30 protein-coding genes and 2 pseudogenes are annotated in these 20,751 nt (G+C 62.4%); 28 read left to right on the top strand and 4 right to left on the bottom strand.

The features are described 5' to 3' along the window. Positions 1-78: 78 nt before the first annotated feature. The 9 genes and pseudogenes from RND78_RS25760 (at position 79) to RND78_RS25720 (ending at position 3,615) form a co-directional block, all read left to right on the top strand. On the top strand, positions 79-540 hold the full coding sequence (locus RND78_RS25760) for a head completion/stabilization protein (RefSeq protein ID WP_312732822.1): 462 nt from the start codon (positions 79-81) through the stop codon (positions 538-540). Beyond that, positions 540-764 (top strand): tail protein X, encoded by a 225-nt coding sequence (locus tag RND78_RS25755; RefSeq protein WP_312732820.1) that lies wholly within the window; start codon positions 540-542, stop codon positions 762-764. The genes RND78_RS25760 and RND78_RS25755 overlap by 1 nt, the downstream gene beginning before the upstream one ends. A gap of 21 nt (positions 765-785) precedes the next feature. Continuing rightward, a complete protein-coding gene (locus tag RND78_RS25750; protein ID WP_312732838.1) occupies positions 786-1,100 on the top strand; it encodes a phage holin, lambda family in 315 nt (104 codons plus the stop codon). Then, positions 1,097-1,918, top strand: coding sequence for an N-acetylmuramidase family protein (locus RND78_RS25745; protein WP_312732818.1), 822 nt, complete (start codon positions 1,097-1,099; stop codon positions 1,916-1,918). The genes RND78_RS25750 and RND78_RS25745 overlap by 4 nt, the downstream gene beginning before the upstream one ends. Then, entirely contained in the window at positions 1,915-2,121 is a 207-nt protein-coding gene (locus RND78_RS25740) for a hypothetical protein (RefSeq protein ID WP_312732816.1), read from the top strand. Before RND78_RS25745 ends, RND78_RS25740 begins: the two co-directional genes overlap by 4 nt. Next, a pseudogene (locus RND78_RS25735) lies at positions 2,118-2,471 on the top strand (LysB family phage lysis regulatory protein); the annotation flags it as partial. The gene RND78_RS25740 and the pseudogene RND78_RS25735, both read left to right, overlap by 4 nt. Beyond that, positions 2,395-2,652 (top strand): Rz1-like lysis system protein LysC, encoded by a 258-nt coding sequence (gene lysC, locus RND78_RS25730; protein ID WP_312732814.1) that lies wholly within the window; start codon positions 2,395-2,397, stop codon positions 2,650-2,652. The pseudogene RND78_RS25735 and the gene lysC, both read left to right, overlap by 77 nt. Then, complete coding sequence (locus RND78_RS25725) at positions 2,649-3,179, top strand: phage tail protein (protein ID WP_312732812.1); 531 nt, start codon at positions 2,649-2,651, stop codon at positions 3,177-3,179. The genes lysC and RND78_RS25725 overlap by 4 nt, the downstream gene beginning before the upstream one ends. After that, positions 3,172-3,615: a phage virion morphogenesis protein gene (locus RND78_RS25720; protein ID WP_312732810.1), complete on the top strand. Its 444-nt coding sequence runs from the start codon at positions 3,172-3,174 to the stop codon at positions 3,613-3,615. Before RND78_RS25725 ends, RND78_RS25720 begins: the two co-directional genes overlap by 8 nt. Position 3,616: 1 nt before the next feature. On the opposite strand, the gene RND78_RS25715 is transcribed toward RND78_RS25720, so the two are convergent. After that, positions 3,617-4,558, bottom strand: a complete 942-nt coding sequence (locus tag RND78_RS25715) for an FRG domain-containing protein (protein ID WP_312732808.1) — start codon at positions 4,556-4,558, stop codon at positions 3,617-3,619. Between the two features lie 95 nt (positions 4,559-4,653). Between RND78_RS25715 and RND78_RS25710 the strand changes: the two genes are divergently transcribed. The 15 genes from RND78_RS25710 (at position 4,654) to RND78_RS25640 (ending at position 17,055) form a co-directional block, all read left to right on the top strand. Next, positions 4,654-5,247: a phage baseplate assembly protein V gene (locus RND78_RS25710; protein WP_312732806.1), complete on the top strand. Its 594-nt coding sequence runs from the start codon at positions 4,654-4,656 to the stop codon at positions 5,245-5,247. Continuing rightward, entirely contained in the window at positions 5,244-5,588 is a 345-nt protein-coding gene (locus RND78_RS25705; protein WP_312732804.1) for a GPW/gp25 family protein, read from the top strand. The genes RND78_RS25710 and RND78_RS25705 overlap by 4 nt, the downstream gene beginning before the upstream one ends. Continuing rightward, the gene (locus RND78_RS25700; RefSeq protein ID WP_312732802.1) at positions 5,585-6,493 is read left to right on the top strand and encodes a baseplate J/gp47 family protein; all 909 of its coding nucleotides are present in this window, start codon (positions 5,585-5,587) and stop codon (positions 6,491-6,493) included. Before RND78_RS25705 ends, RND78_RS25700 begins: the two co-directional genes overlap by 4 nt. A gap of 2 nt (positions 6,494-6,495) precedes the next feature. After that, the gene (locus tag RND78_RS25695; RefSeq protein WP_312732800.1) at positions 6,496-7,110 is read left to right on the top strand and encodes a phage tail protein I; all 615 of its coding nucleotides are present in this window, start codon (positions 6,496-6,498) and stop codon (positions 7,108-7,110) included. After that, positions 7,107-8,144 (top strand): phage tail protein, encoded by a 1,038-nt coding sequence (locus RND78_RS25690; RefSeq protein ID WP_312732798.1) that lies wholly within the window; start codon positions 7,107-7,109, stop codon positions 8,142-8,144. Before RND78_RS25695 ends, RND78_RS25690 begins: the two co-directional genes overlap by 4 nt. Before the next feature lie 2 nt (positions 8,145-8,146). Further along, positions 8,147-8,599 carry a hypothetical protein gene (locus RND78_RS25685; RefSeq protein WP_312732796.1) on the top strand — a complete coding sequence of 151 codons (453 nt, stop codon included), beginning with the start codon at positions 8,147-8,149 and terminating at the stop codon, positions 8,597-8,599. Positions 8,600-8,720: 121 nt separating this feature from the next. Next, a complete protein-coding gene (locus RND78_RS25680; protein ID WP_312732794.1) occupies positions 8,721-9,656 on the top strand; it encodes a hypothetical protein in 936 nt (311 codons plus the stop codon). A 92-nt stretch (positions 9,657-9,748) separates the two neighbouring features. Further along, positions 9,749-10,915, top strand: a complete 1,167-nt coding sequence (locus RND78_RS25675; RefSeq protein WP_312732792.1) for a phage tail sheath protein — start codon at positions 9,749-9,751, stop codon at positions 10,913-10,915. A 45-nt stretch (positions 10,916-10,960) separates the two neighbouring features. Beyond that, complete coding sequence (locus RND78_RS25670; protein WP_312732790.1) at positions 10,961-11,476, top strand: phage major tail tube protein; 516 nt, start codon at positions 10,961-10,963, stop codon at positions 11,474-11,476. A 56-nt stretch (positions 11,477-11,532) separates the two neighbouring features. Next, complete coding sequence (locus RND78_RS25665; protein ID WP_312732788.1) at positions 11,533-11,835, top strand: phage tail assembly protein; 303 nt, start codon at positions 11,533-11,535, stop codon at positions 11,833-11,835. 8 nt (positions 11,836-11,843) lie between these two features. Continuing rightward, positions 11,844-11,963, top strand: coding sequence for a GpE family phage tail protein (locus tag RND78_RS25660; protein WP_082706862.1), 120 nt, complete (start codon positions 11,844-11,846; stop codon positions 11,961-11,963). After that, positions 11,953-14,715, top strand: a complete 2,763-nt coding sequence (locus RND78_RS25655) for a phage tail tape measure protein (RefSeq protein ID WP_312732785.1) — start codon at positions 11,953-11,955, stop codon at positions 14,713-14,715. Before RND78_RS25660 ends, RND78_RS25655 begins: the two co-directional genes overlap by 11 nt. Before the next feature lie 5 nt (positions 14,716-14,720). Continuing rightward, positions 14,721-15,164, top strand: coding sequence for a phage tail protein (locus tag RND78_RS25650; RefSeq protein WP_312732783.1), 444 nt, complete (start codon positions 14,721-14,723; stop codon positions 15,162-15,164). Further along, positions 15,161-16,429, top strand: coding sequence for a phage late control D family protein (locus RND78_RS25645; protein WP_312732781.1), 1,269 nt, complete (start codon positions 15,161-15,163; stop codon positions 16,427-16,429). Before RND78_RS25650 ends, RND78_RS25645 begins: the two co-directional genes overlap by 4 nt. Before the next feature lie 173 nt (positions 16,430-16,602). After that, positions 16,603-17,055 (top strand): VOC family protein, encoded by a 453-nt coding sequence (locus RND78_RS25640; protein WP_312732779.1) that lies wholly within the window; start codon positions 16,603-16,605, stop codon positions 17,053-17,055. 51 nt (positions 17,056-17,106) lie between these two features. Here RND78_RS25640 and RND78_RS28560 read toward each other — a convergent pair whose 3' ends face one another. Further along, positions 17,107-17,205 (bottom strand): DUF4113 domain-containing protein, encoded by a 99-nt coding sequence (locus RND78_RS28560; RefSeq protein ID WP_409457133.1) that lies wholly within the window; start codon positions 17,203-17,205, stop codon positions 17,107-17,109. Positions 17,206-17,327: 122 nt separating this feature from the next. On the opposite strand from RND78_RS28560, the pseudogene RND78_RS25635 reads away from it, so the two are divergent. Both RND78_RS25635 and RND78_RS25630 read left to right on the top strand, forming a co-directional pair. Continuing rightward, positions 17,328-17,750, top strand: a pseudogene (locus RND78_RS25635) (phage late control D family protein); the annotation flags it as partial. A 22-nt stretch (positions 17,751-17,772) separates the two neighbouring features. Further along, positions 17,773-19,173: a hypothetical protein gene (locus RND78_RS25630; RefSeq protein ID WP_312732777.1), complete on the top strand. Its 1,401-nt coding sequence runs from the start codon at positions 17,773-17,775 to the stop codon at positions 19,171-19,173. On the opposite strand, the gene RND78_RS28555 is transcribed toward RND78_RS25630, so the two are convergent. Beyond that, positions 19,150-19,293 carry a DUF4113 domain-containing protein gene (locus RND78_RS28555; RefSeq protein WP_409457134.1) on the bottom strand — a complete coding sequence of 48 codons (144 nt, stop codon included), beginning with the start codon at positions 19,291-19,293 and terminating at the stop codon, positions 19,150-19,152. The genes RND78_RS25630 and RND78_RS28555 overlap by 24 nt on opposite strands. 326 nt (positions 19,294-19,619) lie before the next feature. Between RND78_RS28555 and imm45 the strand changes: the two genes are divergently transcribed. Then, complete coding sequence (imm45, locus tag RND78_RS25625; protein WP_312732775.1) at positions 19,620-19,955, top strand: Imm45 family immunity protein; 336 nt, start codon at positions 19,620-19,622, stop codon at positions 19,953-19,955. A 7-nt stretch (positions 19,956-19,962) separates the two neighbouring features. Continuing rightward, entirely contained in the window at positions 19,963-20,277 is a 315-nt protein-coding gene (locus tag RND78_RS25620) for a DUF6966 domain-containing protein (RefSeq protein WP_312732773.1), read from the top strand. A 28-nt stretch (positions 20,278-20,305) separates the two neighbouring features. On the opposite strand, the gene RND78_RS25615 is transcribed toward RND78_RS25620, so the two are convergent. Further along, on the bottom strand, positions 20,306-20,751 hold a 446-nt coding region (locus RND78_RS25615; RefSeq protein ID WP_312732772.1), incomplete at its 5' end, for a hypothetical protein.

Here is a 20,751-nt window from a genome sequence, read left to right as displayed (position 1 = left end):
GCCGGCTCGGAGCGGATCGGCCAGGCCTTGCCTGAACCGTGAAGCCCCGACCACCGGCGACCCATTCGAGGCAGCGTCATGAGCGGATTCGTTGCAGGTGGCACCGTCGCCAGCGGGCAGCTGGTGTCCGATCCCTTCTGGCCGACCATCGACCTGGACCAGCTCCGCGCGCGGATCCGGCTGGATTCGAGCGTCACCACCGACCGGCTCAAGTCGGCCGTGGTCGCCGCGGCCATCACCGTCAACCGCGAGCTCGCCGGCTACCGCGACGACCAGATCGGCAGGGGCTACGCCACCCTCGCCGCGGTGCCTGGGCCCCAGGTCGACGGCACCAGCGAGCGCGCCCATCTGTACCTGCGCGCCATCGATGCCGCCACCGCGGCCGAGGTGGCCGAGCGCTACCGCAGCTACGACAGCACCGCCAAGGCGCAGGAGAACGCCGAAGCCCTGATGCCCACCATCGACGAGTACCGGCGCGATCTGCGCTGGGCCATCCGCGACGTCCTGGGCCTGGCCCGGACCACCGTGGAGCTCATCTGATGGCCACCGTCGTGCGCGCCCAGCAAGGCGACACCCTGGACCGGATCTGCCTGCGGCATTACGGGCGCACCCAGGGCGTCACCGAAGCCGCGCTCGACGCCAACCCTGGTTTGGCCGCACTCGGCCCCATCCTGCCCATCGGCACCCCCGTCACCCTGCCAGACGCCCCCACCACGGCCACCGCCGGCCCCGCCGCGCGCCAACCGGTGAACCTCTGGGACTGACCCATGAAAGAGAAACCCCACATGCCCGACCGTCCCGATACCTGGGCCTGGCTTGCCAGCTGGCTCGAACACAACTGGTACCCGATCTACGCCGGCGGCGTGGCCTTCTGCATCGCGGGCCTGCGGATCATCTACGGCGGCGGCACCCTGCGCCGCGTGCTGCTGGAAGCCCCGCTCTGCGGTGCCCTCGCTCTGGCCGCGAGCCACGGCCTGGAGCTGCTCGGCATCCCCTCCACCACTGGCCCGTTCTTCGGCGGAATCATCGGCCTGCTCGGCGTCGAAGGCACCCGCGCCGCGGCGAAACGCTTCGTTGAGAAGAAGGTAGACGCGCAATGACCCAGAATCCCACCCTCCGCCACGGCGACCGCGGCCAACCCGTGCGCGACCTGCAGCAGGCACTCGTCGCCAAGGGCTTCACCGTCGATACCGATGGCGACTTCGGCGACGCCACCGAAGCCGCCGTCCAGGCCTTCCAGCGCCAGGCCGGCCTGGTCGCCGATGGCATCGCCGGCCCCAAGACCCTGGCCGCCCTGCTCGGCCGCACCGACAAGCGCCTCCTGGCCCAGGCTGACTTGGAGCGCGCCGCTAGCACCCTCAGTGTGCCCCTGGCCGCCGTGCAGGCGGTCAACGAAATCGAGTCCAAGGGCGCCGGCTTCGGCGGCAATGGTAGGCCGGTAATCCTCTTCGAGCGCCACGTCTTCCATGCCCGTCTGGTGGCCGCCCGCGGCCAGGCCGAGGCCGATCGTCTGGCCCAGGAGCAACCGTCACTGATCAACCCCAAGCCAGGCGGCTATGCCGGCGGCGTCGCCGAGTGGCAGCGCCTCACCTCGGCCCAGCAGATCGACGAGGCCTGCGCCCTGGAGTCCGCCAGTTGGGGCCTGTTCCAGATCATGGGCTACCACTGGCAGGCGCTGGGCTATGCGAGCGTCCAAGACTTCGTCACACGGATGCATGCGAGCGAAGCCGAGCAGCTCGAGGCCTTCGTCCGCTTCATCCAGGCCAACCCGGCGTTGCTCAAGGCGCTGAAGGCCCAGAAGTGGGCCGATTTCGCCCGTGGCTACAACGGCCCCGGCTACGCGCGGAATCTGTACGACGTGAAGCTGGAGCGCGCCTTCGCCCGCTACGCCGCCATCCCGGCCAAGGACGCGGCATGATCGACGTCGACGAGATTCAGCGCATCGATCCCCAGGACGGCGAGGTCTTCATCCTGCCGGTCGGCGTCTCCTTCGAAGAAGCCGAGCGCTTCGGGCGGGCGATCCAACAGGCCAAGCCCGACGTCCGGGCCATCGTGGTGATTGGCGACATCCAGCACCTGAGCGAAACCGCCATGAACCGCGCCGGCTGGTACCGCAAATGACCGGCCTTGCGAGCAAAATCCTGGCCGCCCTCGCCCTGCTGGCCTCCGTGGTGATCCTCGGCCTGCTGCTGCTCATCCAGCAGCAGCGCCTACAGCGCGCCGGCGAGCAGTTGGCCAACGCCACCCAGGACGTCGCGCGCCTCACCCTCGACCGCGACCAGCTCACCACCACCCTCACCGAGCAGCGGGCCGCCCAGGCCCAGCTGCAGACCACCCAGCACGACCTGCGCCGCGAGATCGACGTCCGCAAGCGCCGGATCCAGGAGCTCGAAGATGAAAACGCCGACCTCAAGGCTTGGGCTGGCCAGCCTCTGCCTGCTGCTGCTCGCCGGCTGCGCCAGCGGCCCGTCCTCACCGGCGCCGCGGCTTACCGTGAGTGGCTGTCCCGTGGTAACGCGCTGCCAGCTGCCGTCGACCGCCCCGCGCAATAACGGCGAGCTCCTGGACGACAGCGAGGCCCTGGAAGCTGCCTGGGCCGACTGCGCCGCCCAGGTCGACATGATCTACGACGCCCAGCAGGTCCACCCATGAACAAGCCCGAAAGCCTACGTACTCACCTATTGGCTGCCGTGCCAGAGCTGCGCCACAGCCCTGATCGGCTGCTGATCTTCATCGACAAGGGCAAGCTGCGCTGCACCGCGGCGGCCAGCTTGTCCTGGGAGTATGGCTACGAGCTGCAGATCATCCTCACCGACTTCGCCGGCCACCCGGACGCGGTGATGCTGCCGCTGCTGGCCTGGGTCCGGACGAACCAGTCCGAGCTCCTGGTCAACCTGGACAAATCCGCCCAGGGCATCGGCTTCGAGGCCGACATCCTGGACAACTCCAAGGTCGACCTCGCCATCACCCTGCCGCTCACCGAGCGGGTGGTCGTGAAGCGCCAGGCCGACGGCACCTACCAGCTCGAGCACGCGCCGGAGCCGCAGTACACCGAGTACCAGGAGCCGTCCACCTGGCAGGTCTTTGCCGGTAACGAGCTCCTGGCCGAATGGCAATCCGGATCCGCCGGCGACGCCCTGGCCCTGGAAACACCACAGCCGGGCCGCAGCCGTGGCTGACCTCGAGGCACTGGAAACCTGGCTCTCGCCGCTGCTGCAGAAGCTCGACGGTCGCGGCCGGGCCCAACTGGCCCGTAGGGCGGCCCAGCTGCTGCGTCGCAGCCAGCAGCAGCGGATTCGCGCCCAGGTAAACCCGGATGGCTCGTCCTATGTGCCGCGAAAGCCGCGGGATCTGCGTGGGAAGAAGGGGCGGATCAAGGGGCGGATGTTTGAAAAGCTCAAGATGGCCCGGTACCTCAAGGCCAGTGGTACGCCGCAGCAGGCCGTGATTGGCTTTTCCGGGCGTGTGTCCCGCATTGCCCGCGTCCACCAGTATGGACTGAAAGACCGCGCCGAGCGGGTAGCCCCAGAAGTTCGCTACGCCAAGCGGAAAGTACTTGGCCTAACCAGCGCCGACTTGGATGAAATCCGGAGTTTACTCATTGAAAGTCTTTGAATTACTCGGAGTTCTTTCTAGGAAGCAGTTCCCTTTCAATTATTTCCTTTGCAACACCCTCATACCCTGCATATATTCTGGCAGGCCCATAGCCGAACCTTCTCAGAAACCTGTAGAGCTCATCTCGCATAGAAACCGGCAGAGTTAACTTTTTAAATATCTCAACCCTACCATTTACAGCTCCTTCAAAAACCTCCCCCAAATACTGATCAAGTGGAGTTCTATTAACTGATACATCAACACCGCCAGCAACGCTTTTTGTCAAACTATTCAGATCTCGCAGGGGTGTAGACACATGAGTAAAAACTCCTCTCTGCGCGGCCAAGTTCGGGTTACCTGCATAAGGAGGATGAATGATCCTCAGCCTTGACTTTAAATATGACAAGGCATGAGAAATTGCATTGTCTCCAATATTGAAACTCCAAATGCATAGACGCTCGGCTTCTACTGCAGCCTCTCGGGACGCAAAGAATGCCGCAACAAATGGGTCGTAGGTCCAATCCAAAAGCCTTGTTGGAACGCCATAGTGCTGCGCCAAAGCAGCTGCTTCAAGCAATTCATTTGGAAGCCAGCTATCACCGTCAACCCAATCGATCAGTGATGAGATATCTACCTTCTTGTAAATATGCTTTCTAATGAAATCAGAGGCAGGAACCTCAAGCCCGCGAGTATCTGCCAGTTGGTAGAAATCCCTTATAGGACCATACTCAAAAAATGCTTGTGCAAAATCAGTACGATCACTCGCCCCGTTTACTTTGAAAGAGGACACGCACATCAATTCAAGCTTCCTAGCATTTGCTTCTCTTAACGCAGTTGGCACAAGCTCATAATCCGCATTTGCGTGCCCCCTAAAAATAGACCCACTAGAAAAATCTTCACTTTTCCAGGGTAAAAGGTAATCCAAAAACTCCGAAACACTCGAACAGTTAATTTCATTAATCATTTTCGATTTCTCTTCCTAATTCGATTCGCTTGTAGGGCGCGTGTCTACAAATATAGCGGAGTGCGACGAAACTCCACCTTGACCATGCTTGGCTCATGACCGACATCGCCGCCCTCTCCCGCCTCATCGAGAACCTGATCCGCCTCGGCACCGTTGCCGAGGTTGACCATGGCAGTCTCCCAGACAAGCGCCCTGCCCGCGTTCGGGTTCAGAGCGGCGACCTGCTGACCGGCTGGCTGCCCTGGGCCGCACTGCGCGCCGGCACCACGCGCGACTGGGATCCGCCCACCGTGGGCGAGCAGGTCCTGGTGCTGAGCCCCAGCGGCCAAACTGCCCAGGGCGTCGTGCTCTGCGGCCTGTTCAGCCAGCTGCTGCCGGCCAACGGTGATCGCGCCGGCCTACACCGCCGCACCTACCCGGACGGCGCCGTCGTTGAGTACGACAGCCTGGCCCATCGCCTGCGCGCCATCCTGCCCGAGGGCGGCGTTACCGACCTGACCAGCACCGGCGGCATCAACATCATTGGCCCGATCACCCACCAGGGCGACTACAGCCAGACCGGCAACCAGACCGTCACCGGCAAGGTGACCGTCAGCGATGACGTCGTCGCCGCCGGCATCAGCCTGGTCAAGCACCCGCATGGCGGCGTCCAGCCAGGCGGTGGGCAGTCAGGAGCGCCCAAGGCATGAACCGTAGCACCGGCCTGAGCCTCACCGACCTCGAGCACCTGCAGCAGTCGGTGGCCGACATCCTCACCACGCCGATCGGCAGCCGCCTGATGCGCCGCGACTACGGCTGCGACCTGTTCAGCCTCATCGACCAGCCCCTCAACGGCGCCCTCGCCCTCCAGGCCAAGGCGGTGATCGTGATTGCCCTGCTGCGCTGGGAGCCGCGCATCAACCTCACCCGCATCGCCCTGGCGCTGGGCGACGAGCCCGGCCAGGCCTTCGTCGACCTCGAGGGATACAGCAGCGTGACCAACGCCGCCGTCAGTCTGCGGGCTCCGCTCACCCTGGGAGGCACTCGATGACCACCTTCACCCCCATCGACCTCAGCCAGCTGCCGGACCCGGCCGTCGTCGAAGCCCTCGACTTCGAGGCCCTGCTCGCCCAGCGCAAGGCCCGCCTCATCGCCCTCTACCCCGCCGCCGAGCAAGCGGACATCGCCGCGCGCCTGGAGCTGGAGTCCGAGCCACTGACCAAGCTGCTGCAGGAGAACGTCTATCGCGAGCTGCTGCTGCGTCAGCGCGTGAACGAGGCGGCCCTCGCCACCATGCTGGCTAAGGCTCAGGGCACCGACCTCGAGCAGATCGCCGCCGGCGTCAACCTCACCCGTCTGGTCGTCAACCCGGCCAACCCCAGCGCCATGCCGCCCACTGCCGCGGTGATGGAAACCGACGACGCGCTGCGCGAGCGTGTCCAGATGGCCTGGGAGGGCCTGAGCGTTGCCGGCCCGCGCAACGCCTACATCTTGCACGCTCGCAATGCCAGCGGCCTGGTAGCCGACGCCAGCGCCACCAGCCCGAGCCCGGCGGCCGTGACGGTTACGGTCCAGGCCCTGACCGGCGACGGCACCGCCTCCGCCGCGCTGCTGGCCACCGTCAGCCAGGCCCTCAACGACGAAGACATCCGCCCGGTCGGTGATCGCCTGACCGTGCAATCGGCGCAGATCCTCAAGTACCAGGTGACCGCCATCCTGCACCTGGCCAACACCGGCGCCGAGGCCGAGGTCATCCTCGCCACCGCCAAGGCCAAGCTCTCGGCCTACGTCAACCAGCGCCGCCGCCTGGGCGTGCGAATCCCGCGCTCCGGCATCGATGCCGCGCTCCACGTCGCCGGGGTCGCCTGGGTCGAGCTGGTCGGCTGGCAGGACATCACCCCCACCGAAGCCCAGGCGGCCTACTGCACCGCCACCAGCGTCACCCTGAGCGCCTGACCATGACCGCCCTGCTCCCGCCCAACAGCACCCGCCTGGAGCGATTGGCGGCCGAGGCCCTGGCCAGCATCGGCGACGTGCCGGTCCCACTCCGCGACCTGGGCGACCCAGACCGCTGCCCGGTGGCCCTGCTGCCGTATCTGGCCTGGGCCCGTTCGGTCGACCGCTGGGACAGCACCTGGAGCGAGGCCACCAAGCGCCAGGTCATCAAGTCCGCCTACTTCGTCCATGCCCACAAGGGCACCATCGGTGCCCTGCGCCGCGTGGTCGAGCCGCTGGGCTACCTGATCCGCGTCCGCGAGTGGTGGCAGGAAAGCCCGCAGGGCATGCCCGGCACCTTCCGCCTCGACATCGGCGTCCTCGACACCGGCATCACCGAGGCCATGTACGACGCCTTGTCGCTGCTGATCGACGACGCCAAACCGGTGAGCCGCCATCTGCTGGGCCTGGCCATCAGCCTCGAGGCCCGCGGCTCGCTCGGTCCGCACCTGGCCACCTATGGCGGCGAGATCCTCACCGTCTACGCCTACCAACCCGAAGCCATCGTCGTCAGCGGCCAGGCCCTGCTGGGCGCCGGCGCCACCCATAGCCTCGACACCCTGAGCATCTACCCATGAGCCAGACCTACTACGCCATCCTCACCGCCATCGGCGAAGCCACGCTCGCCAACGCCGCCGCGCTCAACACCACCCTCAAGATCGCCAAGATGGCCGTGGGCGACGGCGGCGGCGTGGTACCCACGCCCAACCGCAACCAGACGGCGCTGATCGGCGAGTGGTACCGCGCCGGCCTCAACACGCTACAGGTCGACCCAAGCAACACCAGCCAGATCATCGCCGAGCTGGTGATCCCGGAAGCCACCGGCGGCAACTGGATCCGCGAGATGGGTCTCATCGATGCCGACGGCAACCTCATCGCCGTGGCCAACACCCCGCCCAGCTACAAGCCGCAGCTGGCCGAGGGCTCCGGCCGCACCCAGGTGCTGCGCATGGTGCTGATCGTCAGCAGCGCCAGCGCCGTGGAACTCAAGATTGACCCCAGCGTGATCCTGGCCACCCGGCAGTACGTCGACGACGCCATCAGTGTGAATACGGTACAGGCGACGGAGAGCTTCCGGGGCACCGCCCGGATCGCTACCCAGAACCAGGCCAATGCGGGGGCCGATGACAGGACCATCATCACGCCCAAAAAGCTCACTGCGGCACTGTCAGCACTGATCATTCAAGCCACTGAAAGTATTCGCGGTATCGCCAAGATCGCAACGCAGGAGGAGATGACCACTGGCGCCGACGACACGGCCTACGTCACCCCTAAGAAGCTTCGGATTGGCTTTTCAGTCTCTCTGGCTCCCAACGGTTACGTAGCCTTCCCATCTTGGCTCGGTGGTGTGATCTTCCAATGGGGCACAGCTATCGGCGTGGGCCAGGCTACGAACGCCACGGGCATGGCCGGCCCTACCCGGACGATCACCCTGCCGCTCACCTTCCCAAACCAGATATTCACCACCTTCGCCAGTATGCGATTCGACACCATGACTACAGCTAGCGCATTTACGCCTGGCTGCATCCCCTTGAGCAATGCCCAGATCTCGGTCCAGAACAACTACACCAATTCCCCAGGCGATATCGCCTGGCTCGCCATTGGACGTTGACCATGACAAGCAAGTACTTTTTTAGCGCCCAGCTGGGCGGCTTTCTCAGCACCGATCTGATCTCACTCTCGTCGCTACCCAAGGATGCGATTCCAGTAACTGACGATGCTCGCCTCAACCTTTTGGCCGGCGAAGCAGCTGGCCAAATGATCGTGCCCGACCAAAACGGTTATCCGGTTCTCCAGGCTTCTTCGTCGCCAGCGGCTCCCGCCGTCCCGATTGCGGTCAGCATGATGCAGGCGCGCCTGGCCATGCTGGATGCTGGGGTTTTGGACAAGGTCCAGACAGCCATAGACGCCATGGTGGGTGCCGATGGCCAGGCTGCGCGCATTCAATGGCAGTTTGCGATGGAGGTGCGCCGTGACTGGCCCTTAGTGGCCACCCTTCAGAAGAGTTTGGGTCTGACCGATAAGCAGGTAGATGAGCTGTTCCTGACCGCCGCAGCCATCGTGTGAAAGCTCGGCACTGTCTGAGCGCCTGGATAGAACTGTCACCTGAACAACTGTTACTTACGCTTACTGGTTAGCGTTGGAAGCGAAGGCTGGCGCCCCATAGCACAATAGACAAGGAAGCCTCATGCGCGATATCACCCACCGCATCAAGATCTACAAGGAAGGATGCAAATCGCATTTCCATAGGATGGCCGATAGCACCGTCTTCCGACTGCTCACCACGCAAATTCTTTTATCTGTCTTCGCCCTGACGCTCTACTTCCTGGATCTCTGGTGGTGGTGGAGTAACACCTACGACTCCTTACCTTTCTGGGTTCTGATTACCGAGATCGCACTCATCCCAGGCCTCATCCAGCTAACTGTGCTGCGGGAGCTTGCCAAGGACCGAGACCTTTTTCCGGATACTCCCACTCGTTCACTTCGCATTGCGCTTAAACGCTCCAAACACCTGAAATTTCGAGCCATGGCAACTGCGTTTTCAGCTCCTCGCGACCCCCTCTCGCTGGCCGAGGAGGTGAGAAACAAATGGCAGTCGCGTCGATCACTGACGAGAGACATCCGCTCCGCCAAGGGGAATCAGATAAGCAGCTTCTTCCGGCTACCATCCCCTTCCGTCTCTAATGCATACGTCCTTGGGATAACAGGCGTAGTTTTCACACTGATTGTCGCGCTGCTACAGCGCGAAGAGGTGATCGCATCACTCCCTTTGTCCTGGGAAATCTTCCAGGCATTTTTGATAATGAGCGTAGTGCCAGCCTTAGCGCTCGCCATATCGGTCCCCGTTGTCTGGAACGGATTTCTTGCGTCTGGCCTGAGCATCAGAGAGAAGTTGGATGACGATTACCTAAGCGCCAGATCTGTCTTCACGTTCATTGAGGACTTGCTCGAACTCCATGACACCGGCACGCCACGCTTACTGTTGAAAACCAGCGGCCGCGTCTACTGGCTGATTCGGATTCTGACCACCCCGATGTCCCGGCTAGGCACCGTCATCCGCCAAGCCCGCAAATCAGGGCGAATCGGCAAGCTCCGTCGCAAGCAACGCTACGCCGATTTGTAAGCGCCCCACCTACAAATCCCACCCCGCGCGCCCTACGCCCCAATCCGCCAGCCTGTGCAGCGTCATCTACCCACCCGCGCAGGCTCACCCTCATGGCTGACTACCATCACGGCACGCGCGTCCTGGAAATCAACCAGGGCACGCGCACCATCACCACCGTTTCCACCGCCGTCATCGGCATGGTCTGTACCGCCAGCGACGCCGATGCCTCCGCCTTCCCGCTGGACACTCCCGTCCTGCTGACCAACGTCCAGGCGGCTGTCGCCAAGGCTGGTACCAAGGGCACCTTGGCCGCCGCGCTACAGGCCATCGCCGACCAGGCTCAGCCCATCACCGTGGTCGTCCGCGTGGCGGATGGCGCCAACGCTGCCGAGACCACCTCCAACCTCATCGGCGGCGCGGCCAACGGCAAATACACCGGCATGAAGGCCCTGCTCTCCGCCAAGGCCCAACTCGGCGTGGTGCCGCGCATCCTCGGCGTGCCAGGGCTCGACACCCAGCCCGTGACCACCGCCCTGGTCGCCATCGCCAAGCAACTGCGCGGCTTCGTCTACGCCAGTTGCAACGGCTGCGCCACCAAGGAAGACGCCGTCGCCTACCGCAACCAGTTCGGCGCCCGCGAGCTGATGCTGCACTGGCCCGACTTCCTGGCCTGGTCCACCAGTACCAACGCCACCGTCACGGCCAATGCCACCGCCCGCGCCCTGGGCCTGCGCGCCCAGCTGGACCAGGACATCGGCTGGCACAAGACCCTGTCCAACGCCACCGTCGAAGGCGTCACCGGCATCAGCAAGGACGTCTTCTGGGACCTGCAGAACACCGCCACCGACAGCGACTACCTCAACGGCAAGGAGGTCACCACGCTGATCAACCACGATGGCTACCGCTTCTGGGGCTCGCGCACCACCAGCGCCGATCCGCTGTTCGCCTTCGAGAACTACACCCGTACCGCCCAGGTGCTGGCCGACACCATGGCCGAGGCCCACTTCTGGGCGGTCGACAAGCCCATGCACCCGAGCTTGGTGCGCGACCTGGTCGAAGGCATCAACGCCAAGTTCCGTGAGCTGACCCGCCAGGGCTACCTGCTCGGCGGCGAATGCTGGTACGACGCCGAGGCCAACGAGAAGGAGACGCTCAAGGCCGGCAAGCTCTTCCTCGACTACGACTACACCCCGGTTCCGCCGCTGGAAGACCTCACCCTGCGCCAGCGCATCACCGACCGCTACCTGGTCGACTTCGCCACCCGCGTCAACGCCTGAACCTGACCGGGCGCGCCGGCCGGCGCGCCCCTGGAGACCATCGCCATGGCCCTACCCCGCAAGCTCAAGAACATGAACCTCTTCAACGACGGCAACAGCTACCTGGGCATCGCCAAGAGCTGCACCCTGCCCCAGCTCGGCCGCAAGATGGAAGCCTTCCGCGGCGCCGGTATGAATGGCCCCGTCAAGGCCGACCTGGGCCTCTCCGACGACGGCATCCAGCTCGAGTGGACCCTCGGCGGCCTGGACCTCATCGTCCTAAAGCAATTCGGCGCCGTGGGCGCCGCAGCCGTACCCCTGCGCTTCGCCGGCGCCTACCAGCAGGACGACACCGAGGAGGTCACCGCCGTGGAGGTCGTCGTCCGCGGCCGGCACGAAACCATCGAGATGGGCGAAGCGACGCCCGGTGAAGACACCGAGCACAAGATCACCACCACCTGCAGCTACTACAAGCTCACCGTCGACGGCCAAACCCTCATCGAGATCGACCTACTGGCCTTCATCGAGAACGTCGGTGGTGAGGATCGCCTAGCCAAGCAGCGCGCCGCCCTCGGCATCTGAACCCATCCGAGCCCGTCCCGGCGGGCCACCCCTAGCCCATTCCCTGGAGCCCCCCCATGACCGATACCACCGACAACGTCATCGTCCTCGACCAACCCATCGTCCGCGGCGAGATCACCATCGAGCAGATCACCCTGCGCAAGCCCAATGCCGGCGAGCTACGCGGCATCACCCTATCCGACCTGCTGCAGCTGGACGTCAACGCCATCGTCCGCGTGACCCCGCGCATCAGCACCCCCACCCTCACGGAGGCCGAACTCCGCGCCATGGACCCGGCCGACCTGGTCGACGTCGGCGGGAAGATCGCTGGTTTTTTGCTGAAGAAGTCCGACAGGGCGGCGCTCTTCCCCGCCACGTAGAGGATGCGATGGCGGACCTCGCCATCACCTTCCACTGGCAACCGGCCCAGCTCGATGCACTGGGCCTGGCCGAACTGATGGACTGGCGCGAGCGCGCCCGCAAACGAGTCGCCCCCGATGGCCAATGACCTGCAGATCCGCGTCCTCCTGTCCGCCCTGGACAAGGTCACGGCCCCGCTCAAACGCATCGCCGGGGGCAGCTCCGCCACCGCCCGCGCCCTCAAGGACGCGCGGGATCGCGTGAAGGAGCTCAACCAACAGCAGCAGGACATCACCGGCTACCAGCGCCAGCGTGAGGCGGTCCGCCAGAGCGCCGAGGCCCTGGCCAAGGGCCAGGAGAAGCTCCGCGCCTACCGCGAACAGCTCAGGGCCATGGACGCCCCCTCTGCTGCCTTCCAGAAGACCTTCGCCAATGCGGCAGCGGCGGTCGACAAGCTCCAGGCCAAGCACACCGCCCAGCGCACCGAACTCCAGCGCCTGCTGCCGATCCTGCGCAACGCCGGCATCGACACCCGCAACCTCGGCAGCGCCCAGACGCGGCTGGAAACCCAACTCACCCAGGCCAATATGGCCATCGACGCCCAGAAGGCCAAGCTCACCGCCCTCAACCGCCTGCAAGAGCGCCAGGCCGCCGTCCGGGGCCAGCTCAAGCGTGGCCAGGAGTTCGCCGGTAACGCCGCCGTCGCAGGTGCGAGCTCCGCCGCCACCGGCGCTGCCCTGGGCGGCCCGATCATCGGCATGATCAAGAACTACGCGAGCTTCGAAGACGCCATGGCCGGCGTGGCCAAGCAGGTAGAAGGCGCTCGCGACGCCAACGGCCAACTCACCCCGACTTATTACGAGATGGGCCGGGCCATCAAGGCCATGGCCACGGAAATTCCCATGGGTACCACCGAGATCGCCGCCCTGGTCGAGGGCGCGGCGCGCATGGGCATCCAGGGCAAGGACGACCTGCTCACCTTCGCCCGGACCGCCGCCACCGCGGCGACCGCCTTCGACCTGCCGGCCGAGCAGATCGGTGAGGACTTGGCGCGCATCGCCGGCCTCTACAAGCTGCCGATCAAAGACGTCTCCGCCCTGGGCGACGCCATCAACTACCTGGACGACAACGCCCAGTCCAAGGGTGGCGACATCATCGAGGTGCTCAAGCGCACCGCCGGCATCACTGCCAGCGTCGGCATGAACTACAAGGACGCCGCCGCCCTCGGCTCCACCTTCCTCTCCCTGGGTTCCTCGGCCGAGGTCGCCGGCACCGCCACCAACGCCATGATCCGCGAGCTGGCCATCGCCGAGCAGCAGCCCAAGCGCTTCGGCAAGGCCCTCAAAGTGCTCGGCCTGGACGCCGGCAAGATCCAAAAGGGCATGGCCAAGGACGCCACCGGCACCATCCAGCTGGTGCTCGCCGCCATCAACAAGCTGCCCCAGGATAGGCAGATCGGCATCACCACCGAGCTGTTCGGCAAGGAATACGGCGACGACGCCGCCAAGCTCGCCAACAACCTGCAGGAGTACCAGCGCCAGCTGGACCTGGTCCGCGGGGGTAAGGGTACCGGCTCCATGCAGCGCGAGGGCGACATCAAGAAAGACCAGCTCTCCGCCCGCTGGCAGATGAGCCAGAACCGCCTGTTCAACCTCTCCAGCGACCTGGGCGAGACCTTGCGGCCGACGCTGATCGAATTGATGGACGCCTTCAACGGCATCATCGAGAAGGTCAACGCCTGGGCCCAGGCCAATCCCGCGCTGATCACCACTCTGCTCAAGATCGCCGCGGGCGCCTCGGCTATCTCCATCGCCTTCGGCACCCTCGCCCTCGGCCTGGCCGGCGTTCTCGGCCCCTTCCTCGCGCTGCGCTTCATGCTCGCCCAGATCGGCATCCGGTTGCCCAATGTCATCGGTCTGTTCTGGAGCCTGGGCAAGCGGGCCCTGCCCTTGGTAGCCACTGGACTCCGCATGATGGCAGCCGCTGCCATCGCCAACCCGGTACTCGCCATCACCGGCGGCATTGCCCTCGCCGCTGGCCTCATCTACGCCAACTGGGACAAGCTCGGCCCCTGGTTCGCCAGCCTCTGGGAAGAGCTGAAGACCCGCGCCAGCGGCGGTATCTCGGGCATCGCCGGAATCATCCTGGACTTCTCACCCATCGGCCTCTTCTACCGTGCCTTCGCCGCGGTCCTGAACTACTTCGGCCTCGACCTGCCCACCCGCCTCACCGACCTTGGCGCGGTGCTGCTCAACGGCCTGCAGTCCGGCGTCGGCACGAGCCTGACCAATATCGCCCGGGCACTCATGGACTTCTCGCTCCTCGGCCTGCTCTACCAGGGCTTCTCCGCCGTACTGAACTACTTCGGCCTCGAGCTACCCAGCAAATTCACCGAGGCCGGCGCCATGCTCATGGACGGCCTGGTAACCGGCATCACCAGCCGCCTGACCGCCGCCAAGGACGCCATCATGGGCATCGGCGACAGCGTCATTAAGTGGTTCCGGCAAAAGCTCGACATCAACTCCCCATCCCGCGTCTTCGCCACCCTGGGCGGGTTCGTCATGCAAGGCCTTGAGGTAGGCCTGAGCAAGGGCGAGGACGGCCCCCTGGCCCAGGTGGCCAACACCGCCAAGCAGCTCGCCGCCGCCGGCGCGGTCACCCTCGGCATCGGCACCGCCGCCACCCCGGCGCTGGCCAGTGGGATCACCTTCGACGACCGCCCGCCCCTGGCCGCCAGCGCCGCCCCGGCCCCGGCCGGCGGCGACGTCTACAACATCACCATCAACGCCGGCCACGGGCTGGACGCCCAGGCCATCGCCCGCGAGGTCCAGGCCGCCCTGGCCCGCATCGAGAGCCAGAAAGCCGCCCGCAGCCGCAGCAGCCTCAAAGACAGGACCTGACCCCCATGATGATGGCCCTCGGCAACTTCATCTTCAGCCTCCATACCCTCGCCTATCAGGAACTCCAACGGCAGACCGACTACCGCCACGCCAGCAGCTCCCGCGTCGGCGCCGCGCCGGCGCGCCAGTTCCTCGGCAAGGGCGACGACAGCATCACCCTGCCCGGCTGGCTCGCCCCGGAGCTCGCCGGTACGCCCAGCAGCCTCGACGTGCTGCGCTACATGGCCGGCACCGGCGGCGCCTGGCCGCTGATCGAGGGCAGCGGTCGTATCTATGGCCTCTGGGTCATCGAGAGCATCAGCGAGACCAAGACGCTCTTCTTCCAGGACGGCACCCCGCGCCGCATCGAATTCAGCATCGCCCTCAAGCGCGTCGACGACGACACCGGACGCGAGCTGCTCGGCGTCGGCCTCGCCGGCATGGGCACCTTGCTCAGGAAGATTCTGTGATCCAGGAGCTGCTGGACCAGGCCACCGGCCAGCTGCGCGCCGTGGCCCAGGACCTCACCCAGGGCGCCAGCTACCCCCAGGCCCGCTACCGCGTCCTGGTCGACGGCCACGACATCAGCGCCCTCATCGCCCCGCGGCTCATCAGCCTGGACCTCACCGACAACCGCGGCCTCGAGGCCGACCAGTTGAGCCTGGTGCTGGCCGACCATGACGGCCTGCTCGCCATCCCACCCCGGGGCGCCACCGTGCGCCTCTGGCTCGGCTGGTCCACCACCGGCCTGGTCGACAAGGGCAGCTACGTCGTCGATGAGACCGAACACAGCGGCGCGCCCGACGTGCTCAGCATCCGCGCCCGCAGCGCCGACTTGCGCAAGGGCCTCAAGACCAAGCGCGACCAGAGCTACAGCGCCACCACCCTGGGCGCCGTGCTGCGAACCCTGGCCGCGCGCCAGGGCCTCACCCCGGTGATCGCGCCCGACCTCGAGACGCAGCAGATCCTGCAGCTGGACCAGACCGGCGAATCGGACGCCAACCTCCTGACCCGCCTCGGCGAGGACTACGACGCGGTGGCCACCGTCAAGGCCGGCCGCCTGCTGTTCATGCCCGCCGGCGGCGGCAAGGCCGTCAGCGGCGCCGACCTGGGCCACGTCACCCTCACCCGCAAAGACGGCGACCAGCACAGCTACCTGCAGGCCGACCGCGAGAGCTACGACGCCGTCCGCGCCTTCTACTACGACGTCAACAGCGCCAAGAAACAGGAGGCCATCGCCGGCGGTGGTGACAACGTGAAGGACCTGCGGCATATCTATGGCGACCAGCTCTCCGCGCTGCGCGCCGCCCGGGCCGAATGGAACCGTCTACAGCGCGGCACCGCCACCCTCACCTATCAGCTCGCCCTGGGCCGCCCCGAGCTCATGCCTGAACTCACCTACACCCTGCAGGGCGTGAAGGCCGAGATCGACGCCATCATCTGGTACGGGGGGAACGTGCAGCACAGCCTCACCGCGGACGGCGGCTACACCACGCGCCTGGAGCTGGAAGCCAAGCTGCCGGAGGACCTGGTCGCCGACCTGGTCGACGAGATCCAGGGCGACTACACCGGGATCATCGCCTACTACCGCGACCCCAAGACCGGCAAGGAGCACACCCTCACCGCCGGCGACCAGAGCAAGCCGCGACGGCTGCGGCACCTGTACGCCACCAAGGCAACGGCGAAGCGGGCGGTGGAGCGGGAGTGGAAGAAGATGCAGGAGCGTTCTATCTGACTGTCGAGGCTAAGTAGAGATGTCGCCCGGGCGACCAAATAGAAATGTCAGAATGAACCTTTTCGAAAGGTCTGATGACAAACGAATAATTTCCTACAAATATACAAAGTTATAGATCGAATGCACTAAATTTTAAATTATTAATCGAAGTGAAGAAACAATGGAGTTTGAATATGATTAATGGCGCTGTAGTGGTAGATCACATTGGGTTTTCAGTCTCTTCGCTCGAAGACGCAATTAAATTCTGGACGGAGGCTATGGGTTTCGAAGTTGTACGTAAGGGCGAAATGGGCGGTGACTTCCTGCGAGAAGTAACGGGTGTCGATGATCCACGGTGCCGTATGGCACTTGTTGTATCACCTTCAGGGTTCCCTATAGAGCTCCTGGAGTACTCGACAGCTAGTACTTTAGGTAAGGCACCTGGCAGCGCCGGCGCGATCGGCGCTGCACATATTGCTGTAAATGTGGAAAATATAGATGTGACTATCGAAAAGATCAAATTGCATGGCTGGAAAATAAAAGGCTCTTCACAAGCCATTCCAAGCGGCCCGCGCGCAGGGACAGTTGTTACTTATATAAGTAGCCCTGACGGAATCACTATTGAGCTCATGCAGCCGCCCAAGTAATTTTTTATCATGGAAGGTCAATAATAACTTATCAGCAAAAATATTTATAGCTCACCCCGCCCGCAGCAACTCCCCCCACCGCGTCGTATACCCCCGCGACAACAGCTCCCGCCGCATCTGCCATGCCGGATCGGCGGGTAACCGCCCCACGAGGGCCGCCCCTGCCCGGCCGGGGCGAACAGATCCGGCGTGAACTCGTCCGTCTGCACGATGCTGTCCAGGACCACGGCACACCTCGAATAGGCATAGCCATCGCGGTAGATGGGCCCCACGCCGCCCGGGCCGAGTGGAACCGCCTGCAGCGCGGTACCGCCACCCTCACCTACCAGCTCGCCCTGGGCCGCCCTGAGCTCATGCCTGAACTCACCTACACCCTGGAGGGCGTCAAGGCCGAGATCGACGCCATCATCTGGTACGGGGGGAACGTGCAGCACAACCTCACGGCGGACGGCGGCTACACCACGCGCCTCGAGCTGGAAGCCAAGCTGCCGGAAGACCTGGTAGCCGACCTGGTCGACGAGATCCAGGGCGACTACACCGGCATCATCGCCTACTACCGCGACCCCAAGACCGGCAAGGAGCACACCCTCACCGCCGGCGACCAGAGCAAGCCGCGGCGGCTGCGGCATCTGTATGCGACGAAGGCGACGGCGAAGCGGGCGGTGGAGCGAGAATGGGCTAAAATGTCTCAATGAACACAGTCAGGGATCGATTCACATGACCGCAATTGACGTAGAAGGCGTTACAAAGGGATTAGCGGAGACAACATTTTCCAATCAAAACCTTAACTCCAGCTTCAAGTCCTCACACAAATACAGCACCTTATTAACGCCAATCCAAGCTCCTGCATCAAGCACATCCGCATCCAAGTATGTACAACTGGATGCTAAAGCTAGAACATTCAGATCAGCAGACCTCTGTTTTGTTAGAGAGATTCAAGTTTTCACAGAAAATCCAAAACAGTCCATATTTAGCATCAGCCTCAAATATCTTAACACTCAAGGCGAAGTACAAGAAATCAAAGGAGACACGAGAGATAAATTTATTGTTTTCTTCATCAGAGATTATCTGTTCAGCTTTGAGCTAGGGTATTCAAAAAGAGGTGCCAGGCCAAACGTTACTAACATAGCTATTTACGGCGTAAATCTTAGCACTATAGAAAACAGAAAAAAAACCATTGCGAAATTCTTTGATCATGCGCTTACTCTAAACACAACAATCGAAAACGCAAAATTACAAGCGACCTCAATCCAAGAAGAAATTGACACTAAAAACGAAGAATTTGAAAACAGTATCCAAGAGTACGAGAAAACTGCCAAAATAATTGAAGAAGCAAAAGCGCAAGTAGCTAAGGAATCTGAAAGAAAAGACTCCATAGCGAAAGAGCTGAAGTCCCTGCAAAACCAGCTAGAGTCGCTGAAGAGCGAAGAATCTCAGCGCTCGAACAACTGCACGCAACTTCTGACCAAAGAAACCTCTTTAAACCAGGAGATAGCAACCAAATCGCAGGAGCTCTCGGCCATTATAAATGATAAAAACCTTATCTCCGACGAGTACAAAGACTACGTAAAAGAAGGGAAAAACCAGTCCTCAATATATATATTTATAATAATATTATGCCTGTCAACCTCGATATTTTCGCTCTGGCTTCTATACAATGGAGCGAAAGACATCTTAGTTCACCCGTACTCGTCCTCCAACGACGTTTTCGCATCTTTTTTATTAAGGATCCCTTTTGCAGCCGTCATAAGCGGGGCACTTTATGGATCACTAAAAATGGCTCATTTTACGTTTAGCAAGATGCTAGCTATACATGAAGAGCGCCTAACGCTTGCAAAGCTACTGATTATTGCGAAAGAGACCGTCTATTCAACTGCAGCCTCTTTCGGTATATCTGATGATGAAAAATTCAGATCTCGAATTGAAGTAAAACTAGAAATGCTCAAAGCCTACCTCGCCAATAGCATTGGTAGCGCCAAAATAAAAATTTCCAACACAACACCAGAAGAAGACAAAGAACTCGAACCCCTCCCCAAAAGCTCAACAGAAGTTTCTGATACCACAAAAGATGCTGAACAGCCTGATAAGGAGTCGTTACGAAAAGACCCTATCGTCTAGCCAATCATACCGCCCGCGGCAACTCCCCCGCCGCATCTGCCACCCCGGATCGGCGGGCACCCGCCCCACGTGAAGCGCTGCCCGCCCGTACCGCGCATTGATCCGGTCCACCACCTGCATCACTCGCTGGGCCGCCCCTGCCCGGCCGGGGCGAAGAGATCCAGCTTGAACTCGTCAGTGCACGATGCTGCCAGCACCACCGCGCATTTCGAGTAGGCATACCTCTCGCGATAGATCGGCTCCAGGCCCGCCAGGGCGGCCCTGCACCAGGATGCGGGTGTCATCGGTCGGGTGAGCCAGCTGAATGCCTAGGCTGCGGTAGTGGCGGTGCTCGTCAGGCTCATGCTGGCCGGTCTTCTCCCTCAGCTCCATGGCCGCGGGGCCACGTAGGCGGGGGTAAGATCTATGAGGCACAATCTCCATTCCGTAGGATGGAATTGACACCAGTGACCAAACTTATCGAATGCACAGCTGAGGTTTTCCACCGGGGAAGCGTGTTTAGGGCTCATGGAAGATACCCATACGAAGAAACCGTAGATTTCATGGTTTTCGAAACGTTGGAAGAAGACCGCCGTTTTGGGCTGATGGTCACCACCGGCTACAAGGCCGGCTTGCGCTTGGTTCATCTGCCAGCAGAGAGCAACGAAGGTACGTTCGGGCTGAGCAAGGAGTGGGTGATAGCAAACTGGGCAAAGTGGATCTATCCAGACTGCGATGTATCCCAGGTGATCATGTTTGAGGGCTACGAACCAGGTATCAGCGTTGGCGCCAACCTTGAATGAGTAGGAAATGGGTCAGAAAACAGAAGAACTGATCGACGTACTTGAGCAGATCATCAAAGTACTTGAAAACGACGGGGAGCTGCATTGGAGCCGCTGGATGCGAAAGGCGCAAGGCCGGCTAATCGACTCAGATTATTCCGGAATCAGTTATCTACTGTCGGCCTACGGAGGGATGGGCTCCTTCAACGACCTAGTGCTTGGCCAAAATTTCAACGAGGGGAGGTTTTCTTGGAAACCAGATTATGTAGAGATGAATAATACTCTACACGAACTACGCGAAAGGGCCGCCCAGCTGGCCTATGAAATACAACGCCTTCAATAGATTCCTACTTATAGCGTGCATGTCACTATCAAACAGGCGTCTGCCCAGCCTCGATAAGCAATGCATGAAGCTTCTGCTTGACCAACTCAGGAGTATTCGAACCATAGCGTCGGAACTCTTCCTCAGCCGCTTGCGGATTGCTGTTCATGGCCAGGACGAATGCATAGGCGAGAGGATGTTGCACGTAGTTGTAAAAACCCAGCCCACCTGATGACAGATGCTGTTTTAACTGCTCGAAGGCACGCGGCAGGTCGGAAATCGAACGAGCGTTGCCCCAGAACAATTCCGCCTCAGCGGTGGCTTTGCTTAGCGCCTCAGGCGCCTTACTCGCTATGACTTCAGGCCCATAACAATAAGGGATATCAAAGGCCCGATTCCGCGCATCCCACGTTAAATCAAGTTGCGCTGACTTAGGCGTTTTGTGCCATTTGACGTTCTTCCCGGAAACGTGGGGTACGAAATCCAGTGACAGTC

This window comes from Pseudomonas oryzihabitans (genome assembly GCF_032027545.1).
In the GTDB taxonomy this organism is placed as follows: Bacteria; Pseudomonadota; Gammaproteobacteria; order Pseudomonadales; family Pseudomonadaceae; genus Chryseomonas; species Chryseomonas oryzihabitans_F.
This window is presented reverse-complemented; position numbering and strand designations above follow the sequence as displayed.

Excerpts from the sequence above, each read along its gene's own strand:
- RND78_RS25760 (WP_312732822.1), top strand. The coding sequence starts at position 79 with ATGAGCGGATTCGTTGCAGGTGGCACCGTCGCCAGCGGGCAGCTGGTG.
- RND78_RS25755 (WP_312732820.1), top strand. The coding sequence starts at position 540 with ATGGCCACCGTCGTGCGCGCCCAGCAAGGCGACACCCTGGACCGGATC.
- RND78_RS25750 (WP_312732838.1), top strand. The coding sequence starts at position 786 with ATGCCCGACCGTCCCGATACCTGGGCCTGGCTTGCCAGCTGGCTCGAA.
- RND78_RS25745 (WP_312732818.1), top strand. The coding sequence starts at position 1,097 with ATGACCCAGAATCCCACCCTCCGCCACGGCGACCGCGGCCAACCCGTG.
- RND78_RS25740 (WP_312732816.1), top strand. The coding sequence starts at position 1,915 with ATGATCGACGTCGACGAGATTCAGCGCATCGATCCCCAGGACGGCGAG.
- lysC (WP_312732814.1), top strand. The coding sequence starts at position 2,395 with ATGAAAACGCCGACCTCAAGGCTTGGGCTGGCCAGCCTCTGCCTGCTG.
- RND78_RS25725 (WP_312732812.1), top strand. The coding sequence starts at position 2,649 with ATGAACAAGCCCGAAAGCCTACGTACTCACCTATTGGCTGCCGTGCCA.
- RND78_RS25715 (WP_312732808.1), bottom strand. The coding sequence starts at position 4,558 with ATGATTAATGAAATTAACTGTTCGAGTGTTTCGGAGTTTTTGGATTAC.
- RND78_RS25710 (WP_312732806.1), top strand. The coding sequence starts at position 4,654 with ATGACCGACATCGCCGCCCTCTCCCGCCTCATCGAGAACCTGATCCGC.
- RND78_RS25705 (WP_312732804.1), top strand. The coding sequence starts at position 5,244 with ATGAACCGTAGCACCGGCCTGAGCCTCACCGACCTCGAGCACCTGCAG.
- RND78_RS25700 (WP_312732802.1), top strand. The coding sequence starts at position 5,585 with ATGACCACCTTCACCCCCATCGACCTCAGCCAGCTGCCGGACCCGGCC.
- RND78_RS25695 (WP_312732800.1), top strand. The coding sequence starts at position 6,496 with ATGACCGCCCTGCTCCCGCCCAACAGCACCCGCCTGGAGCGATTGGCG.
- RND78_RS25690 (WP_312732798.1), top strand. The coding sequence starts at position 7,107 with ATGAGCCAGACCTACTACGCCATCCTCACCGCCATCGGCGAAGCCACG.
- RND78_RS25685 (WP_312732796.1), top strand. The coding sequence starts at position 8,147 with ATGACAAGCAAGTACTTTTTTAGCGCCCAGCTGGGCGGCTTTCTCAGC.
- RND78_RS25680 (WP_312732794.1), top strand. The coding sequence starts at position 8,721 with ATGCGCGATATCACCCACCGCATCAAGATCTACAAGGAAGGATGCAAA.
- RND78_RS25675 (WP_312732792.1), top strand. The coding sequence starts at position 9,749 with ATGGCTGACTACCATCACGGCACGCGCGTCCTGGAAATCAACCAGGGC.
- RND78_RS25670 (WP_312732790.1), top strand. The coding sequence starts at position 10,961 with ATGGCCCTACCCCGCAAGCTCAAGAACATGAACCTCTTCAACGACGGC.
- RND78_RS25665 (WP_312732788.1), top strand. The coding sequence starts at position 11,533 with ATGACCGATACCACCGACAACGTCATCGTCCTCGACCAACCCATCGTC.
- RND78_RS25660 (WP_082706862.1), top strand. The coding sequence starts at position 11,844 with ATGGCGGACCTCGCCATCACCTTCCACTGGCAACCGGCCCAGCTCGAT.
- RND78_RS25655 (WP_312732785.1), top strand. The coding sequence starts at position 11,953 with ATGGCCAATGACCTGCAGATCCGCGTCCTCCTGTCCGCCCTGGACAAG.
- RND78_RS25650 (WP_312732783.1), top strand. The coding sequence starts at position 14,721 with ATGATGATGGCCCTCGGCAACTTCATCTTCAGCCTCCATACCCTCGCC.
- RND78_RS25640 (WP_312732779.1), top strand. The coding sequence starts at position 16,603 with ATGATTAATGGCGCTGTAGTGGTAGATCACATTGGGTTTTCAGTCTCT.
- RND78_RS25630 (WP_312732777.1), top strand. The coding sequence starts at position 17,773 with ATGACCGCAATTGACGTAGAAGGCGTTACAAAGGGATTAGCGGAGACA.
- RND78_RS28555 (WP_409457134.1), bottom strand. The coding sequence starts at position 19,293 with ATGCAGGTGGTGGACCGGATCAATGCGCGGTACGGGCGGGCAGCGCTT.
- RND78_RS25620 (WP_312732773.1), top strand. The coding sequence starts at position 19,963 with ATGGGTCAGAAAACAGAAGAACTGATCGACGTACTTGAGCAGATCATC.